The sequence below is a fragment of the Micromonospora sp. WMMB482 genome, from assembly GCF_019038635.1.
Classification (GTDB): domain Bacteria; phylum Actinomycetota; class Actinomycetes; order Mycobacteriales; family Micromonosporaceae; genus Micromonospora; species Micromonospora marina.
Genome location: NZ_JAHOPD010000020.1, coordinates 3,204,973 through 3,222,458 on the forward strand (window position 1 = coordinate 3,204,973; position 17,486 = coordinate 3,222,458).

The following is a 17,486-nucleotide window of genomic DNA, read 5'->3' on the forward strand; positions in this document are numbered from 1 at the left end:
CTCGGGCGACGGGAGCGAAGGCGGGTGAGGGGAGCAGCATGGGCAGTCCTCCGATGATCGACGGTGGGTTCGCCCGGTGGCTGGCGTCCCGGGCCGGTCAGGGGCTGACGGCGCTGCGCGCGGAGATGGGCTTCGCCGACGCGGGCGCGCTCCGGTCGGCCGGCGACAAGGTGTCGCACGATCTGATCCGGACCGAACTGGCGAAGTGGCGGCCGGCGGACGCGGTGCTGTCCGAGGAGGACGAGGGTTCGCGGCTGGCCTGGACGGCGGAGGTGACCGACGCGGCGCTGTCGCGCCTGACCGCCGACCGGGTCTGGATCATCGACCCGCTGGACGGTACCCGGGAGTACGCGGAGGAGGGGCGCGCGGACTGGGCGGTGCACGTGGCGCTCTGGTCGCGCAACGCGTCGACGCCGCACGGTCTGGTGGCGGGCGCGGTGGCCCTGCCGGCCCAGCACCGGGTGCTCGGCACCGACCACCCGCCGGCGTACCCGCCGATGACTGTGGAGGCGGCCACCGGGGGTGGCGCGCGGGTCATCCGGTTGGCGGCCAGCCGTAGCCGTCCACCGGTTTTCCTGACCGACCTGGCAGAGGACGTCGGCGCTCATCTGGTCCCGATGGGCTCGGCGGGCGCGAAGATCGCCGCCGTGGTCACCGGTGAGGTCGACGCGTACATCCACGCGGGCGGTCAGTACGAGTGGGATTCGGCTGCTCCGGTCGCTGTGGCGACGGCCACCGGTCTGCATGCTTCCCGGATCGACGGTTCTGCGCTGAAATACAACGGGGCCGACCCGCGCCTACCGGATCTGCTGGTCTGCCGCAAGGATCTCGCGAGTCGGTTGCTTGCAGCGTTGCAGCGGCATTCCGGGTAACCTGAGCGTTCTTCTTCACGAGTCCGACCTGAAAGGTCTGGAATCCGATGTACGGATCCGAGCGAATCGAGTTCGTGTCATGACGTCCCCCGCCGCGTACCAGGTGTCGCACCTCGACGCGCTCGAGGCGGAGAGCATCTTCGTGATGCGCGAGGTCGTCGCCGAGATGGAACGGCCGGTGCTGCTGTTCTCCGGCGGCAAGGACTCGATCGTGATGCTCCGGTTGGCCCAGAAGGCGTTCGCGCCGGCCAACATCCCCTTCCCGGTGATGCACGTGGACACCGGGCACAACTTCCCCGAGGTGCTCGACTACCGCGATCAGCGGGTGGCCGAGCTGGGCCTGCAGCTCATCGTGGCGAGCGTGCCGGAGGCGCTGAACAAGGGTCTGGTCCGCGAGTCCGCCGACGGCATGCGCAACCGGATCCAGACGCCGGTGCTGCTGGAGGCGGTGGAGAAGCACCGCTTCGACGCGCTGTTCGGCGGCGCCCGGCGCGACGAGGAGAAGGCACGGGCCAAGGAGCGGGTGTTCAGCTTCCGCGACGAGTTCGGCCAGTGGGATCCGAAGAACCAGCGTCCGGAGCTGTGGGCGCTCTACAACGGCCGGCACCACCCGGGCGAGTCGATCCGGGTGTTCCCGCTGTCGAACTGGACCGAGCTGGACGTCTGGCACTACATCGAGCGGGAACGGATCCCGCTGCCCTCGATCTACTACGCGCACGAGCGCGAGGTGATCGAGCGCGACGGCATGTTCTACGCGGTGAACGAGTTCTTCCGGGCGCGCGCCGGTGAGCAGTCGTTCAAGGCCCAGGTGCGGTACCGGACCGTGGGTGACGCCTCCTGCACCGCGGCGGTCCGTTCGGACGCCGACACGGTGGAGAAGGTGATCGAGGAGGTGGCCGCCACGCGGATCACCGAGCGCGGCGCGACCCGCGGCGACGACCGGGTCAGCGAGGCCGCCATGGAGGACCGCAAGCGAGAGGGCTACTTCTGATGAGCGTCGAGACCCTGGCCCCGGCCGAGAGCGAGACCGCGCGGCCGATGGACCTGCTGCGGTTCGCCACCGCGGGCAGCGTCGACGACGGCAAGTCGACGCTGATCGGCCGTCTGCTCTACGACACCAAGTCGCTGTTCAGCGACCAGCTCGCCGCCGTCGAGGCGGTCAGCGCCGCCCGGGGCGACGAGTACACGAACCTGGCGCTGCTCACCGACGGCCTGCGCGCCGAGCGGGAGCAGGGAATCACCATCGACGTGGCCTACCGCTACTTCGCCACGCCGCGGCGGAAGTTCATCATCGCCGACACCCCGGGGCACATCCAGTACACCCGGAACATGGTCACCGGCGCCTCCACGGCCGACCTGGCGCTGATCCTGGTGGACGCGCGCAAGGGTCTGGTGGAGCAGTCCCGCCGGCACGCGTTCCTCTGCTCGCTGCTGCGGGTGCCGCACCTGGTCCTGTGCGTGAACAAGATGGATCTGGTGGACTGGTCGCAGGAGGTCTTCGAGCGGATCGCGGACGAGTTCACCGCGTTCGCGGCGAAGCTCGACGTGCCGGACCTGACGGTGGTGCCGGTCTCCGCGCTCCAGGGCGACAACATCGTCACCCGCTCGGAGAACATGCAGTGGTACGAGGGCCCGTCGCTGCTGCACCACCTGGAGCGGGTGCACATCGCCTCGGACCGCAACCTGGTCGACGTGCGGTTCCCGGTGCAGTACGTGATCCGGCCGCAGTCCACCACCGTCACCGACTACCGGGGCTACGCCGGTCAGGTGGCCTCGGGCGTGCTCAAGCCGGGCGACGAGGTCATGGTGCTGCCGTCGGGCTTCACCAGCCGGATCGCGGCGGTGGAGACCGCCGACGGCCCGGTGGACGAGGCGTTCCCGCCGATGTCGGTGACGGTCCGGCTGACCGACGAGCTGGACATCTCCCGCGGCGACATGATCTGCCGTCCGAACAACGCCCCGACGGCCGTGCAGGACATCGAGGCGATGGTCTGCTGGATGGACGAGACGCGGCCGCTGCAGGTCGGCGGCAAGTACGCGATCAAGCACACGACCCGCTCGGCGCGGGCGATCGTGCGCGGGCTGCACTACCGGCTGGACATCAATTCGCTGCACCGCGACGAGACGGCCGGTGAGCTGAAGCTCAACGAGATCGGCCGGGTCCGGCTGCGGACCACGGTTCCGCTGCTGGCCGACGAGTACCGCCGCAACCGCACCACGGGCGGCTTCGTGATCATCGACGAGTCGACGAACCGTACGGTCGGCGCCGGCATGATCGTCGAAGCCGGCTGACCCCTGCATGTAAGGAAGGGCCCCTTCTTAACAGGTCACTGTTAATAAGGGGCCCTTCCTCTACCGCAGGCGTTAATAAGGGGCCCTTCCTCTACCGCAGGCGTTAATAAGGGGCCCTTCCTCTACCGCAGGCGTTAATAAGGGGCCCTTCCTTACACCTCACCCCAGGCGGGTTGCTCCATCGGCCGGCAGGACGGTGAGCGTGCCCGGAGCGGTGAAACCGCGCTCGGCGTACGCCTCGGTGACGGCGGCGGCCACCGTGTCGGCGGCGCCCGCGTCGACCAGGGCGAGCACGCAGCCGCCGAAGCCGCCGCCGGTCATCCGCGCCCCGTACGCCCCGGCGGACAGCGCCGCCTCGACCGCGGTGTCGATCTCCGGCACGGTGACCTCGAAGTCGTCGCGCATGGAGGCGTGCGAGGCGGTCAGCAGCGGACCGGTGTCGCGGACCCGGCCCGCGCGCAGCAGCGCGACGGTGTCGAGCACCCGCTGGTTCTCGGTCACCACATGCCGGACCCGGCGGCGGGTCTCGTCGTCGTCGAGGCGGGCCAGCGCGGCGTCGAGGCCGGCCACCATGACGTCGCGAAGCGCGGTCACCCCGAGTGCCGCGGCGGCCTGCTCGCAGCTCTTGCGCCGGGCGGCGTACTCGCCGTCCGCGTGCCGGTGCGGCGCCCGGCTGTCGATCACCAGGACGGCCAGCCCGGTGCCGTCCAGGTCGAACGGGATCTGCTCGACCTCCTCGGTGCGGCAGTCGAGGAAGAGGGCGTGCCCGGCGCGGCCGCGGATCACCGCGGACTGGTCCATGATTCCGGTGGGCGCGCCGACGTAGTCGTTCTCGGCCCGCTGGGCGAGCCGCGGCCACCGGCCGGCGGGCAGGTCGAGCCCGCCGAGGTCGACCAGCGCGGCCAGCACCGCCGACTCGATCGCCGCCGACGAGGAGAGCCCGGAGCCGACCGGCACGTCGGAGGCGACGGCGAGCCGCGCGCCCGGGACGTCGTGGCCGTCGGCGCGCAGCGCCCACACCATCCCGGCCACGTAGGCGGCCCATCCGTCGACCCGGCCGGGCTCGTCGGCCTCGGCCGCGCCGAACTCGACCGGCTCGTCGTCCAGCTCCGACCAGACGGTCCAGCGTCCGCCGGGGGCGGGCGCGGCGGCGACCACGGTACGCAGCGGCAGCGCGAAGGGCAGTACGAAGCCGTCGTTGTAGTCGGTGTGCTCGCCGATCAGGTTGACCCGGCCGGGAGCCGCCCAGCGGCCCGCGGGCTCGGCGCCGTACCGCTGCCGGAAGCCGGCCGTGGCGCGGTCGGCGACGTTCATGAGGCACGCCCCGCGACGTGTGCCCGGTAGAACGCCCAGGCGTCGCCGACCATGTCGTGCAGGGTCGCCTTCGCCGGCGTCCAGCCCAGCTCGTCGCGGGCCAGCGCGGAGGACGCGACCAGCTCGGCCGGGTCGCCCTCGCGGCGGGGGGCCACCTCGACCGGCACCGGGTGCCCGGTGACCTCGCGGACCACGTCGACCACCTGCCGGTTGGTGAAGCCGTTGCCGTTGCCGAGGTTGTAGATCCGGTGCCGGCCCGGGGTGGCCGCGTCCAGCGCGAGCAGGTGGGCGCGGGCCAGGTCCTCGACGTGGATGTAGTCGCGTACGCAGGTGCCGTCGACAGTGGGGTAGTCGTCGCCGAAGAGCTGGAGCTTCTCCCGCCGCCCGGCGGCCACGTCGAGCGCGATCGGGATGAGGTGGGTCTCCGGGTCGTGCCGTTCACCGATGGCCAGCCCGTCGCGCAGGTACGCCCCGGCGACGTTGAAGTAGCGCAGCGAGACGGCGGCCAGGTCGTGCGCGACGGCCTCGGAGGTGAGCGCCATGTCGACGGCGAGCTTCGTCGCGCCGTACGTGCTGGTGGGGGCCTTGACGGCGGTCTCCGGGATGGGCAGCTCGGTGGGGTTGCCGTAGACGGCGGCGGTGGAGGAGAAGACGAGCCGGGGCACCCGGGCGGCGCGGACCGCGTCGACGAGCGCGATCGAGCCGACCGTGTTGGTGTGCCAGTACAGCTCGGGGCGGATCATCGACTCGCCGGCGGCGATCAGCGCGGCGAAGTGCAGCACGCCGTCGAACCCGGCGTCGGGGGTGAGCACCCGGGCGGCCTCGTGCACCGGCAGCTCGACGTGGGTGGCGTCGGGGGCGAGGGCCTCCCGGTGACCGGTGCGCAGGTCGTCCAGCACGGTCACCTGGTGGCCGTGGTCGAGCAGCATCCGGGTCACCACGCTGCCGATGTAGCCGGCGCCGCCGGTGACGAGCAGTTTCACGTCGGTCCTCCTGCCTGGGCCGCGTCCCGCGGCGGCCGTACCGTGATCACCCTACGGCTGGGGGCTGCGTCACGGCTGTCGAGTTGAGCCCGCCTCTATTCCACCATAATCCTTCACGATTGAACAGATACGCACATTCGGCCGAGCGTGCCGCCGCCGCTGTCTACCATCCTTCTCATGCGGGAGGGTGGTGGTCCCGGGCCCCGGCGGCGACCGTCGGGGCGGCCCCGACGCGAACCCGGCCCGTTGGCCCGCACCGTGGCCCGTCTCGTGGTGCGCGGCGCCGACGGCGCGACCCGCCTGGTGACCGCCCTGCTCGGGGCCAGCCCCACCGCCGGGCGGGAACGGATCAGCGAAGCCGAACTGCGTGACCTGGTCGCGGCGAACACACTGCTCGACCCGGACGAACGGCGGATCATCGACGAGGTGCTGGTCGCCGGCGCCCGGCTCGTCCGCGAGGTGATGGTGCCCCGCACCGAGGTGGTCTTCCTCAGCGCGGCGCTTTCGCTGGCGCAGGCCCAGCGGCTGGTCCGGGCCGACCCGCACACCCGCTACCCGGTGGCCGACGGCACCCAGGACGACGTGGTCGGCATGGTGCACCTGCGGGACGTGCTGCTGCGCCCGGAAGCGGACCGGCCGCTGCTGGTCGGCGACCTGATCCGGGAGGTGAAGCGCCTGCCGGACAGCAAACGCGTGCTGGCGGCGCTCACCGAGATGCGCCGGGAGGGCCACCACCTGGCCGTCGTCGTCGACGAGTACGGCGGCACCGCCGGCATCGTCACCTGCGAGGACCTGGTCGAGGAACTGGTCGGGGAGATCCGGGACGACGAGCACGGCCCGCTCGAACCGGAAGCCGCCGGCCTGCCCGCCGTCGTCGACGGCCGGCTCAACCTGACCGACTTCGCCGAGCGCACCGGTGTGCCGCTGCCCGCCGGGCCGTACGAGACGGTGGGCGGGTTCGTGATGGCGGCCCTGGGCCGGCTACCGGTCGCCGGCGACGAGGTGCCGGTGCCGCTCGACGCGGCCACCGGATCGGTTCCCGCCGATCCGGCGGGCTGGCTGCTGCGGGTGCTCACACTCGACGGCCGGCGGGTCTCCCGCCTGGCGGTCTCCGCCGCACGGCTGCCCGAGCCCCGGCGTGAGGTGAACGGTCCGCTTCCGCCCGTACCCGCCCGATCCACCGGCCCGTCATGACGGATGCCGGGGCTTGCTGACAGAATTGCCGCCATGTCCGACGTACCCGCCCGCCCGCGCGTCTTCTCCGGCATCCAGCCGACGGCCGACTCGTTCCACCTCGGCAACTACCTGGGCGCGCTGCGGCACTGGGTGGCGTTGCAGGACAGCCACGACGCCTACTACTGCGTGGTCGACCTCCACGCGATCACCGCCGGGCACGACCCGTTGGTGCTCAAGCGCCGCAGCCGGTTGGCCGCCGCGCAGCTGTTCGCGCTCGGCCTGGACCCGGAGCGCAGCACGCTGTTCGTGCAGTCGCAGGTGCCCGAGCACTCGCAGCTGGCCTGGGTGCTCGGCTGCATCACCGGCTTCGGCGAGGCCGGCCGGATGACCCAGTTCAAGGACAAGTCGCAGAAGCAGGGCAGCGAGCGGGCCAGCGTCGGCCTGTTCACGTACCCGATCCTCCAGGCCGCCGACATCCTGCTCTACCAGGCGAACGCGGTGCCGGTCGGCGAGGACCAGCGGCAGCACCTGGAACTCTCCCGCGACCTGGCGCAGCGGTTCAACTCGCTGTTCGGCCGCACCTTCACCGTGCCCTCCCCGCACATCGTGAAGGACACCGCGAAGATCACTGACCTCCAGGATCCGACGGCCAAGATGTCAAAGTCGTCGTCCTCCCCGGCCGGCATCATCGACCTGCTGGAGGATCCGGCCCGGTCGGCCAAGAAGATCCGTTCGGCGGTCACCGACACCGGCCGTGAGATCGTCTTCGACGCCGAGGGCAAGCCGGGCATCAGCAACCTGCTGACGATCTACTCCGCGCTGTCCGGCCGCTCCATCGACGACCTGGTCGCCGCGTACGACGGCAAGGGCTACGGCGACCTGAAGAAGGATCTCGCCGAGGTGGTCCGGGCGTTCGTCGCGCCGATCCAGGACCGCACGAACGGCTACCTGAACGACCCGGCCCAGCTCGACAAGCTGCTGGCGCGGGGCGCGGAGAAGGCCCGGTCGGTGGCCGCCGGGACGCTGCGGGACGCGTACGAGCGGGTCGGTTTCTTCCCGCCGGTGCGGTTCGAGTAGCGGCCCGGACGGGCGGGAGCGGGTGACGCAGCCGGTGGCCGGAGGGGTGGCGCGCGACGTGGCGGGCAGTGGCACGGCGCCGGGCGGCGCGGACACGATCCAGATCGGGATCGCGGTCGACGTCCCCGAGCCCTGGGGTGGGCTGCTCACCCGCCGCCGGGTCGAGGCCGGCGACCCGCTCGCCGTCCCCGCGCACGTCACCCTCCTCGGGCCCACCGAGATCCCGGTACGCGCGCTGCCCGCCGTCGAGGAGCACCTGGACCGGGTCGCCGCCACGCACCTGCCGTTCACGCTGCACCTGCGCGGCACCGGCACGTTCCGCCCGGTCACCCAGGTGGTGTTCGTGGCGGTGGCGGCCGGGATCAGCGAGTGCGAACTGCTGGCCGCCGCGATCAACTCGGCCCCCGAGCTGCGGCGCGAGCTGCGTTTCCCGTACCACCCGCACGTCACCGTGGCGCAGGACGTGCCACCCGAGGTGCTCGACAAGGCGTACGAGGACCTGGCCGACTTCTCCGCGTTGTTCCAGGTGGAGGCGTTCACGCTGTTCTCGCACAGCGGGGCTACCCGGTGGCAGCCCCGCCGCGACTTCCGGCTCGGCGGCCGAAGCTGAACATCCGACCGGCCGGGGCCCCTCCGCCACGGGCGGAGATCGGCGAGGATGACGGGGTGAACGTCTTCGGCCGGATCGAAGCGGCGGCGGGGCGCCGCATCGACGCGGCCCGGGGCCGCTCGTCGGTCTTCGACCACGTCTGGCGGGCGGGGACGCTCTACGCCGACCTGCTCGCCGGGCGGCTCGCCGCCGCCATCGCGTACTACGGCTTCTTCGCCGTGTTCGCGCTCGCGCTCGTCGCGTACTGGATCTTCGGGGCGGTGCTGCGGGACAACGAGGAGGTCAGCCGCGGCGCGGCCCACTTCCTGGAGGAGAACCTGCCCTTCCTGGACCCGGTGCAGATCGCCGAGAGCAGCGGCACCGTCGGCGTGGTCGGCCTGGTCATCCTGGTCTTCACCGGCATCGGCTGGGTGGAGGCCATCCGCTCCTCGCAGCGGCTGATGTACGGCTTCAACCAGCAGCCCGGCAACCTGGTGGTGCGGCGCCTGGTCGACCTGGGCGTGCTGGTCGCGGTGTTCGTGCTGCTGTTCGTCTCGGTCGCCGCCGTGGACGCGCTGGAGTCGCTGCTGCGCTTCCTGCTGCGCAGCACCGGCTCGGTGGGCCTGACCACGATCAGCGCGGTGCTGAGTGTGCTCGTCAACGCCGTGCTCGCCGCCGCGCTGCTGCTCGCGGTGCCCCGGCTGCGGATGAGCCGGCGTCGGCTGCGCCCGGCGGTGCTGACCGTCGCCGTCGGGATCACCCTGCTCAACACCGTGGGGCGCTACTACGTGGTACGCACCGAGCGGAACCCCGCGTACACAGTGGTCGCCACCGCCGTGGGCCTGCTGCTCTACCTCTACCTGCTCAACCAGCTGGTGCTCTTCGGCGCCGCGCTCGCCGCCACCAGCCGGTACGGCCGGGTGGTGGACCTGGCCGAGGGCGGTGCCCGGGAGGTGGACGTGGAGGCGGACGTGCTCGAAGAGGAGACCGAACCGGGCACGCCGGGGGGAGCGGGATGAGCGCGCGGATCCGGATCGACGCAGAGTCGGCGGTGCCGCCGTACGAGCAGGTGCGGGCGCAGTTCGCCGCCCGCATCGGCGACGGGCGGCTGCCGGTGGGCACCCGGCTTCCGGCCGTGCGGCAGCTCGCCGCCGACCTCGGGCTGGCGGTGAACACCGTGGCGCGGGCGTACCGGGAGCTGGAGGGCGCCGGGCTGGTCGAGACGCGGGGCCGGCACGGCACAGTGGTCGCACCCGGCCGGGACGACGCCACCGACCGGTTGCAGCGGGCCGCCGCCGAGTACGCCGAGCAGGCGCGCCGCCTGGGTGTCCCGCCGGAGCGGGCGGTCGCCCTGGTCCGTGCGGCGCTGGACGCCGGTACGCGTGGCTGAGGGTGGTCCCCGAAGCGGGGAGAGTCCGATGATTGCGTTCCCCGGGCCGATGCGCGCCGACCATGATGGGCCGGTGGGCGCACTCGTGACACTGGACCTGCCGGACGACTCGCCGATCCGGGGCCTGCCGTGGATCATCACGTTCGGCCCGCTCGGCGCCGAGGACGACTGGGAGCCGGTGGTCTGCGGCCCGTACGAGCGACCGCACGCGCTGGCGCTGGCCGAGGCGGTGGTGGCCGACGAGCAGTTGATGGCGGTGGTGGAGCCGCTGCTGCCGGCGCTCACTCCGGAGGAGATCCGCGGTGAGATCGCGGCCGCGCAGATCGCGGCCGAGGACGAGGCGGCGCAGGTCGACCAGGCGGACCTCTACGGCGACTTCGAGGACGTCATCGACGAGGAGCTGGAACGAGCCGCCGAGCGTGAGCCGGAGCCCGAGCCGGCGAGGGCACCCGACCGGGAGGAGATCCGGGCCGGGTTCGCCCGGATCGCCGCGCTGCTCACCACGAAGGGCGGCTGAGGACGCTCAGCGCCACCGATGGACACCGGCCCCCCGGGAGCGCACTCCCGAGGGGCCGGGGCCACCTCACCCCCCACCACAAGGGGTCGGCAGCCCAGCCGCCCGTCGGCGCGGGGCACAACGGACGGCCAGGTCGTTCGCGGGTTACCCGGCTCAGCGCCGTTCGAACCACGCAGCCGCGTCCACCGGCAGGACGTGCCCGTCGCCCCGCTCGGTGAGGTCGGCGCTCGCGACGAGCGGGCGGCCGTAGCCCCTCACCGTCACGTCGGCGCCGCTGATGTTCACCACGCACGTCACCTCGGCGTCCCCGGCGGTGCGACGGAACGCCAGGACGCCGGGCTCGGTCTCCAGCCAGGTGATGCCGTCCAGACCGGCCAGCGCCGGGTGTTCGTGCCGAATGCGCAGCGCGGTCCGGTACAGCTCCAGCGTCGACCCGGGCATCCCGGTCTGGGCGGCCACCGACAGCGACCGCCAGGTCGACGGTGCCGGCAGCCAGCTGAGCTCGCTGCCGTCCGGGCCGAAGCCGTACGGGGGCAACTCGCCGCCCCACGGGATCGGCACGCGGCAGCCGTCCCGGCTCTCCCCGGTACGCCGGAACGCCGGGTCCTGACGCAGCTCGTCGGGGAGGTCCAGCACCTCCGGCAGGCCCAGTTCCTCGCCCTGGTAGACGTACGCGCAGCCGGGCAACGCGAACATCAGAAGCGCGGCGGCGCGGGCGCGGCGCAGGCCGGCCTCGCCGTCGCCGTACCGGGTGACGTGCCGCTGCCGGTCGTGGTTGGAGAGCACCCAGGTGGTCGGCGCGCCCACGATCGTGGACTCGGCCAGCGCCGTGTCGATCACCTTGCGGAACGAGTCGGCCGACCAGGTGGCGTCGAGGAAGTCGAAGCTGAACGCCTGGTGCAGCTCGTCCGGACCGATGTAGCGGGCCAGCCGCTGCGGCGTCTCCGCCCACGCCTCGGCGACTGCCATCCGGCCACCCGGGTAGCTGTCCAGGATCGGCCGCCAGGCGCGGTAGATGTCGTGCACCTCGTCCTGGTCGAAGTACGGCAGCCGGCCCTTGCCCAGCAGCTCGGACTGGCGCTGGCCGGTGGTCATCGAGTTGAAGCCGACGTCCGGCAGACCCTCGGCCTTGATCATCCCGTGCGCCACGTCGATCCGGAAGCCGTCCACGCCCCGGTCCAGCCAGAAGCGCAGCACGTCCTCGAACTCGGCCCGCACCTCCGGGTGGCGCCAGTTCAGGTCGGGCTGGGCCGGGTCGAACAGGTGCAGGTACCACTGGCCGTCGACCACGCGCGTCCACGCCGGACCGCCGAAGATGCTCTCCCAGTCGTTCGGCGGCAGCTCGCCCTGCTCGCCCTTGCCGTCGGCGAACAGGTAGCGCTCGCGCTCCGGCGAACCCGGTCCGGCGGTGAGCGCGGCGGCGAACCACGGGTGCGCGCTGGACGTGTGGTTCGGCACCATGTCGACGATGATCCGCAGGCCGAGCGCGTGCGCGTCGGTGATCATCTCGTCGAAGTCGGTCAGGTTGCCGAACAACGGGTCGACGTCGCGGTAGTCGGCCACGTCGTAGCCGGCGTCGACCTGCGGCGAGGTGTAGAACGGCGTCAGCCAGAGCGCGTCCACGCCGAGATCCCGCAGGTACGGCAGGCGCTGCCGGATGCCCTGGAGGTCACCTACACCGTCGGAGTTCGCGTCGGCGAAGCTGCGCACGTACACCTGGTAGACGACCGCGGACCGCCACCAGTCGTCGTCGGCGGTGCGTGGGGTGGTGCGGGGGGCGGAGGTCATCGCTGTCGATCCCGTTCTGTGGCGGCTTCTGGTGCGGCGCAGGGTGTTCGAGAAGAATGCCGCCATCGCACTGCAAGAGTCAAGCATTCCTTGCGCAAGAAATGACAGTGATCACCCGCCACCCCTCCCGCGTCCTCTCCCGAATCCCGGGACACCACCCACCCTGCCCCCATCCTCGGCCCGCCCTGGCCTCGGCCCGGTCGATCATGAGGTTGACGGCCTCCACCGCCCGATTCGTCCCCGTCAACTTCATGATCGCCGCGTTGACGGGCGGGCTGACTCGGGCGCGGGGGGTCAGGCGGGGATGGGGAGGGACGGGGTGGGGGAGGAAGGGGTGGCGGGGCGCTGGCGCTTGGGGGGATCGACGGGACGGGCCACCGCTGTGGAGCCGCGTACCACCAGCTCGGGGCGGAACAGGTACTCCGAGTTCGGGGAGGGGTGCCCGTTGATCTCGTCGACCAGGGCCCGGACCGCGGCCACGGCCATGGCGGCGACCGGCTGGCGCACCGTGGTCAGCGGCGGGTCGGTGAACGCCATGAGCGGGGAGTCGTCGTACCCGACCACGGAGATGTCGCCCGGTACCGACAGCCCGCGCTGGCGGGCGGCCCGGATCGCGCCGAGCGCCATCAGGTCGGAGCCGCAGACCAGTCCGGTCACGCCGCGCTCGATGAGCCGTCCGGCGGCCGCCTCGCCGCCCTCGACGCCGAACAGGGACAGCTCCGTCAGCTCGGTCAGTTCGTCGGGGGCGATGTCGGTCAGGCGCCCCATCGCGGCCTTGTAGCCGGCGACCTTGCGCTGCACCGGCACGAACCGGTCCGGGCCGGTGATCAGGCCGATCCGGCGGTGCCCGAGCGCGACCAGGTGGGCGACGGCGAGTTCGGCGGACTCCCGGTCGTCGCAGGAGACGAACGGCGCGGGGATGCCCGGGGCGTACCCGTTGATCATGACGATCGGCAGCGGCCGGGCCAGCAGCGTGCGGTAGCGGTCGTGGTCCGCGGCGGTGTCGGCGTGCAGGCCGGAGACGAAGACGATGCCGGAGACCTGCCGGTCCAGCAGCATCTCCACGTACTCGTCCTCGCGGACGCCGCCCGGAGTCTGGGTGCAGAGCACCGGGGTGTAGCCGGTGGGCGCGAGCGCGGACTCGATGATCTGGGCGAACGCCGGGAAGATCGGGTTGTCCAGCTCCGGCACGACCAGCCCGACCAGTCCGGCGCTGCGCTTGCGCAGCCGGGCCGGTCGTTCGTAGCCGAGCACATCGAGGGCGGTGAGGACGGCCTGCCGGGTCTCGGGGGCCACACCGGGGCGGTCGTTGAGCACCCGCGACACCGTGGCCTCGCTGACTTCAGCCTGTTGGGCGATGTCGGACAGTCGAGCGCGCATGTGCGGCACTTTAGCCCAATGGCAAACTCTTGCGCACACTCCTGCAAGCCCTTCCATTCTCTGCAACCTCTTGCTAACGTCCCCGCAACATGCGAGAGCAGCGGCGCAGCACTCCCGCGCCGGTCAGCAAGAAATTTCAGAGGTTTCCACTGGCGGGCCGCCCTTCCCCCGGCGGGCCGCCATGACGACAGGAGTACCGATGCGCATCCGTACCGCGGGTGTGGTCGCCGTCCTCGGCCTGGCGCTCGCCGCCTCCGGCTGTGGTGACAGCGGCAGCGACAAGCCGGCCGCCGACGAGTCCGCCAAGGCGACCGGCGGCAAGCTGGTCATCTGGGCCGACGACAAGCGCACGGCCGCCCTCAAGCCGTTCGCCGAGGAGTTCGGCAAGGAGAACGGCGTGACCGTCGAGGTCCAGGCCGTCTCCAAGGACCTGCAGACCAACTTCGTCACCGCCTCGCAGCAGGGCAGCGGCCCGGACGTCGTGGTCGGCGCGCACGACTGGATCGGCAACCTGGTCCAGAACGGCGCCATCGACCCGGTGCAGCTCCCGGCCGAGCAGAAGAGCGGCTTCAACGAGACCGCCATCAAGGCCGTCACGTTCAACGGCCAGCTCTACGGCGTGCCCTACGCCACCGAGAACGTGGCGCTGATCCGCAACACCGAGCTGGCCCCCGAGGCGCCGAAGACGATCGAGGAGCTGGTCCAGACCGGCAAGAAGCTCAAGGCCGAGAAGAAGGCCAGCGAGATCCTCTGCCTCCAGTCCGGCCAGAACGGCGACGCGTACCACATCTACCCGCTGTACACCTCCGGTGGCGGCTACCTGTTCGGCACCGCCGCCAACGGCGACTACGACCCGACGGACCTGGGCGTGGGCAAGCCGGGGTCGATCGCGGCCTTCCAGAAGATCGCGAAGCTCGGTGAGAAGGGCGACGGCGCGCTGAAGCGCTCCATCACCCCGGAGAACTCGATCTCCACCTTCACCGGCAAGAAGTGCGCCTACCTGGTCTCCGGCCCGTGGGCCATCGCGGACGCCAAGAAGGCCGGCATCACGTACGACATCTCCCCGGTCCCCGGCTTCGCCGGTGGCAAGGAGGCCCAGCCGTTCGTGGGCGTCCAGGCGTTCTACGTCGCCGCCAAGGGCAAGAACAAGGCCCTGGCCCAGGAGTTCGTCACCAACTACGTGACCAAGCCCGAGCTGGCCGTCGCGCTGTACAAGGCCGAGCCGCGCCCGCCGGCGCTGACCGCCGCCTTCGACCAGGTCAAGGGTGAGGACCCGGACCTGGCCAAGTTCTCCGAGGCCGGCAAGAACGGTCAGGTGCTCCCGGCGATCCCGGCCATGGCCGCGATCTGGGACCCGTTCGGCAAGGCGGAGGCCGCCGTCATCGGCGGCGCCGACCCGGCCAAGACGATCACGGCCGCTGGCAAGACCATCCAGGGTCAGATCAAGTAATGAGCGCGCCGCTGTCCGGCCCGGGGTCCGCCACGCGGACCCCGGGCCGGGAGCCCGCCCGCCCCGGGCTCCCGCGCACGTCCCGTACCGCGCGGAACCACGCGCCGATCACCGCGACCGGCCTCATCGTCAAGGTGGTCCTGCTCGGCCTGGTGGCCGGGATCGCGATCTGGGCGGCGTTCCCGCTCATCGAGGCCGGACACTGGATCGGGCTTGGTGTCCTGGCGGTCACCACCGCCGGCCTGTTCTACCTCTACCTGAGCCGCCGGCACATCCCGGCCAAGTACCTGGTCCCCGGCACGCTCTTCCTCATCGCCTTCCAGGTCTTCCCGGTGCTCTACACCGCGAGCACCGCGTTCACGAACTTCGGCGACGGCCACCGCGGCAGCAAGGACGACGCGATCGTCGCCATCCAGACCTCCTCGGTGAAGCAGGTCCCCGGCTCGACCGAGTACGCGCTCACCATCGCCACCAAGGGCGACCCCACGACCGGTGCGCTGGTCTTCCTGCTCAGCGACCCGAAGACCAAGGAGGTCTTCGCGGGCGACGCGGGCGGGCTGCGCAACCTCGACGCCTCCGACGTCACGGTCAGCAACCTCAGCGGCAAGGTCACCGCCGCCGACGGCTACACCGTGCTGAACATCGGCCAGGCCAGCACCCGCAGCAACGACGTCACCGCGCTGATCGTCCCCACCGACGACGGCGCCATCCGCTCCAACGGCCTCACCCGGGCCTACGAGGGCAAGGCGGCCCGGGCGTACGACGCCGGCTGCGACTGCATCAAGGACAGCGAGACCGGCAGGACGTGGGCCGCCGACGAGAAGATCGGCTCCTTCGTGGCCGCCGACGGGGAACGGCTCACCCAGGGCTGGAAGGTGAACGTCGGGCTGAAGAACTTCAGCGCGGTGCTCACCGACCCCAACATCTCCAAGCCGTTCTTCGGCACCCTGGCCTGGAACTTCGCGTTCGCGATCGGCTCCACCGGCTTCACCTTCCTGCTCGGCATGGCCATCGCGCTCGCGCTGCACTCACCCCGGATGAAGGGCACCAACTTCTACCGGGTGCTGCTGATCCTCCCGTACGCGATGCCGTCGTTCGCGATGCTGCTGGTCTGGCGGGACATGTTCAACACGGACTTCGGCCTGGTCAACAACCTGTTCGGGTTAAACGTCGACTGGTTCGGCGGCTCCTGGTCGGCCCGGATCGCGGTGCTGCTGGTGCAGCTCTGGCTCGGCTACCCGTACATGTTCCTGGTGGCCACCGGCGCGTTGCAGGCCATCCCGCGGGAGCTGACCGAGGCGACCTCGGTCGACGGGGCGTCGCCCTGGCAGTCGTTCCGGGCGGTCACCCTGCCGCTGCTGCTGGTGGCGCTGTCGCCGCTGCTGATCGCGTCGTTCGCGTACAACTTCAACAACGTCAACGCGATCCTGTTCACCACCGAGGGCGGGCCGTTCGCGCCGGACAACCCGCGCAACGGCGCCACCGACCTGCTGATCACCTACACCTACCGGCTGGCGTTCGGCGCGCAGGGCGCCGAGTTCGGCCTGGCCGCCACCGTGTCGATCTTCATCTTCGCGATCGTGGCGACGGTGTCGGCGATCAGCTTCCGGCGCACCCGCAAGCAGGAGGAGGTGTACTCGTGACCAGCATCGCGGAAACCCCGGTGGCCAACCGCAACGCGGCGGGCCGGGCCCGCAGCCGGTGGTTCAGCCAGGTGGGCTGGCGGCACCTGGTCGGAGTGCTGGCCGTCGTGTTCAGCCTCTTTCCGATCCTGTTCGTGATCTCGGCGGCGCTCAACCCGCTCGGCACGCTCTCCTCCACCGAACTGCTACCGACCGGGGCGTCGGTGGAGAACTTCACCAACCTGTTCGACCGCACCGCGTTCGCCCACTGGTTCCTCAACTCGCTGCTCCTGGCGGGCGTGGCCAGCTTCGCGTCGATCTTCCTGTCGGCGCTGGCCGCGTACTCGTTCTCCCGGATGCGGTTCGCCGGGCGCCGGGTCGGCCTGCTCACGCTGCTGCTGATCCAGATGTTCCCGCAGTTCCTGGCCATCGTGGCGATCTTCCTGATCTTCACCACGGTCACCGACCTCTACCCGGCGATCGGCTTCAACACCCCGTGGGGCCTGTTCCTGCTCTACATGGGTGGCGCGCTGGGGGCGAACACCTGGCTGATGAAGGGCTTCTTCGACACGCTGCCGAAGGAGCTGGACGAGTCGGCGACCATGGACGGCGCCTCGCACGTGCAGGTCTTCTTCCGGATCATGCTGCCGCTGGTGGCGCCGATCCTGGCGGTGACCGGCCTGCTCGCGTTCATCGTGTCGATCAACGAGTTCATCATCGCCAACGTGTTCCTCACCAACACCGAGTCGAAGACCCTCGCGGTCGGCATGTACGGCCTGGTGGCGGGCGAACGCAACAACAACTTCGGGATCTTCGCGGCGGGCACGCTGCTCACCGCGATCCCGACGGTGCTGGTGTTCCAACTGCTCCAGCGCTACATCGTCTCCGGCCTCACCTCCGGAGCCGTCAAGGGCTGAGCCTCCTCGGCTCACGCTGCGGCAAGGGCGTCGTGTCGGCGTACACCGGAGCGGTTCTCGGGCGGACCGCCGCGGTCGGGTGAACCGACCGCGGCGGGTGCCCGCCCCACTCCCTGTCG

Annotated in this window: 16 protein-coding genes; 12 read left to right on the plus strand and 4 right to left on the minus strand. The window is 71.3% G+C overall.

From position 1 onward, the window contains the following. The first annotated feature begins 38 nt into the window (after positions 1 to 38). From KSK32_RS16290 to KSK32_RS16300, 3 genes are all read left to right on the plus strand, one after another. Entirely contained in the window at positions 39 to 872 is an 834-nt protein-coding gene (locus tag KSK32_RS16290; protein ID WP_216931983.1) for an inositol monophosphatase family protein, read from the plus strand. Between the two features lie 79 nt (positions 873 to 951). Beyond that, positions 952 to 1,863: a sulfate adenylyltransferase subunit CysD gene (gene cysD, locus KSK32_RS16295; protein WP_216931984.1), complete on the plus strand. Its 912-nt coding sequence runs from the start codon at positions 952 to 954 to the stop codon at positions 1,861 to 1,863. Further along, on the plus strand, positions 1,863 to 3,164 hold the full coding sequence (locus KSK32_RS16300) for a sulfate adenylyltransferase subunit 1 (RefSeq protein ID WP_216931985.1): 1,302 nt from the start codon (positions 1,863 to 1,865) through the stop codon (positions 3,162 to 3,164). The genes cysD and KSK32_RS16300 overlap by 1 nt, the downstream gene beginning before the upstream one ends. Positions 3,165 to 3,323: 159 nt before the next feature. Here the strand turns inward: KSK32_RS16300 and galK are convergent, their stop codons facing one another. Continuing rightward, complete coding sequence (gene galK / locus KSK32_RS16305; protein WP_216931986.1) at positions 3,324 to 4,478, minus strand: galactokinase; 1,155 nt, start codon at positions 4,476 to 4,478, stop codon at positions 3,324 to 3,326. After that, positions 4,475 to 5,461 (minus strand): UDP-glucose 4-epimerase GalE, encoded by a 987-nt coding sequence (galE, locus tag KSK32_RS16310; protein ID WP_216931987.1) that lies wholly within the window; start codon positions 5,459 to 5,461, stop codon positions 4,475 to 4,477. The genes galK and galE overlap by 4 nt, the downstream gene beginning before the upstream one ends. Before the next feature lie 177 nt (positions 5,462 to 5,638). Here galE and KSK32_RS16315 point away from each other — a divergent pair, with 177 nt between their 5' ends. The 6 genes from KSK32_RS16315 (at position 5,639) to KSK32_RS16340 (ending at position 10,210) form a co-directional block, all read left to right on the plus strand. After that, positions 5,639 to 6,655, plus strand: a complete 1,017-nt coding sequence (locus KSK32_RS16315) for a hemolysin family protein (RefSeq protein WP_216931988.1) — start codon at positions 5,639 to 5,641, stop codon at positions 6,653 to 6,655. A 33-nt stretch (positions 6,656 to 6,688) separates the two neighbouring features. Then, on the plus strand, positions 6,689 to 7,714 hold the full coding sequence (gene trpS / locus KSK32_RS16320) for a tryptophan--tRNA ligase (protein WP_216931989.1): 1,026 nt from the start codon (positions 6,689 to 6,691) through the stop codon (positions 7,712 to 7,714). 22 nt (positions 7,715 to 7,736) lie between these two features. Beyond that, positions 7,737 to 8,324: a 2'-5' RNA ligase family protein gene (locus tag KSK32_RS16325; protein ID WP_216931990.1), complete on the plus strand. Its 588-nt coding sequence runs from the start codon at positions 7,737 to 7,739 to the stop codon at positions 8,322 to 8,324. Positions 8,325 to 8,380: 56 nt separating this feature from the next. Further along, positions 8,381 to 9,322: a YhjD/YihY/BrkB family envelope integrity protein gene (locus KSK32_RS16330; protein ID WP_216931991.1), complete on the plus strand. Its 942-nt coding sequence runs from the start codon at positions 8,381 to 8,383 to the stop codon at positions 9,320 to 9,322. Continuing rightward, positions 9,319 to 9,693 (plus strand): GntR family transcriptional regulator, encoded by a 375-nt coding sequence (locus KSK32_RS16335; RefSeq protein WP_091049463.1) that lies wholly within the window; start codon positions 9,319 to 9,321, stop codon positions 9,691 to 9,693. The genes KSK32_RS16330 and KSK32_RS16335 overlap by 4 nt, the downstream gene beginning before the upstream one ends. A 73-nt stretch (positions 9,694 to 9,766) precedes the next feature. Next, positions 9,767 to 10,210, plus strand: a complete 444-nt coding sequence (locus KSK32_RS16340) for a hypothetical protein (RefSeq protein ID WP_216931992.1) — start codon at positions 9,767 to 9,769, stop codon at positions 10,208 to 10,210. Positions 10,211 to 10,363: 153 nt separating this feature from the next. On the opposite strand, the gene KSK32_RS16345 is transcribed toward KSK32_RS16340, so the two are convergent. Beyond that, positions 10,364 to 11,998, minus strand: coding sequence for a glycoside hydrolase family 13 protein (locus tag KSK32_RS16345; RefSeq protein WP_216931993.1), 1,635 nt, complete (start codon positions 11,996 to 11,998; stop codon positions 10,364 to 10,366). 294 nt (positions 11,999 to 12,292) lie between these two features. Further along, a complete protein-coding gene (locus KSK32_RS16350; RefSeq protein WP_216931994.1) occupies positions 12,293 to 13,378 on the minus strand; it encodes a LacI family DNA-binding transcriptional regulator in 1,086 nt (361 codons plus the stop codon). A gap of 199 nt (positions 13,379 to 13,577) precedes the next feature. Between KSK32_RS16350 and KSK32_RS16355 the strand changes: the two genes are divergently transcribed. Genes KSK32_RS16355 through KSK32_RS16365 form a run of 3 tightly spaced genes read left to right on the plus strand, consistent with a single transcriptional unit; the run spans position 13,578 to position 17,367 of the window. Beyond that, positions 13,578 to 14,828 carry a maltose ABC transporter substrate-binding protein gene (locus tag KSK32_RS16355; RefSeq protein WP_216931995.1) on the plus strand — a complete coding sequence of 417 codons (1,251 nt, stop codon included), beginning with the start codon at positions 13,578 to 13,580 and terminating at the stop codon, positions 14,826 to 14,828. After that, a complete protein-coding gene (locus KSK32_RS16360) occupies positions 14,828 to 16,471 on the plus strand; it encodes an ABC transporter permease subunit (RefSeq protein ID WP_216931996.1) in 1,644 nt (547 codons plus the stop codon). Before KSK32_RS16355 ends, KSK32_RS16360 begins: the two co-directional genes overlap by 1 nt. Beyond that, a complete protein-coding gene (locus KSK32_RS16365) occupies positions 16,468 to 17,367 on the plus strand; it encodes a sugar ABC transporter permease (protein ID WP_216931997.1) in 900 nt (299 codons plus the stop codon). Before KSK32_RS16360 ends, KSK32_RS16365 begins: the two co-directional genes overlap by 4 nt. Positions 17,368 to 17,486 lie beyond the last annotated feature (119 nt).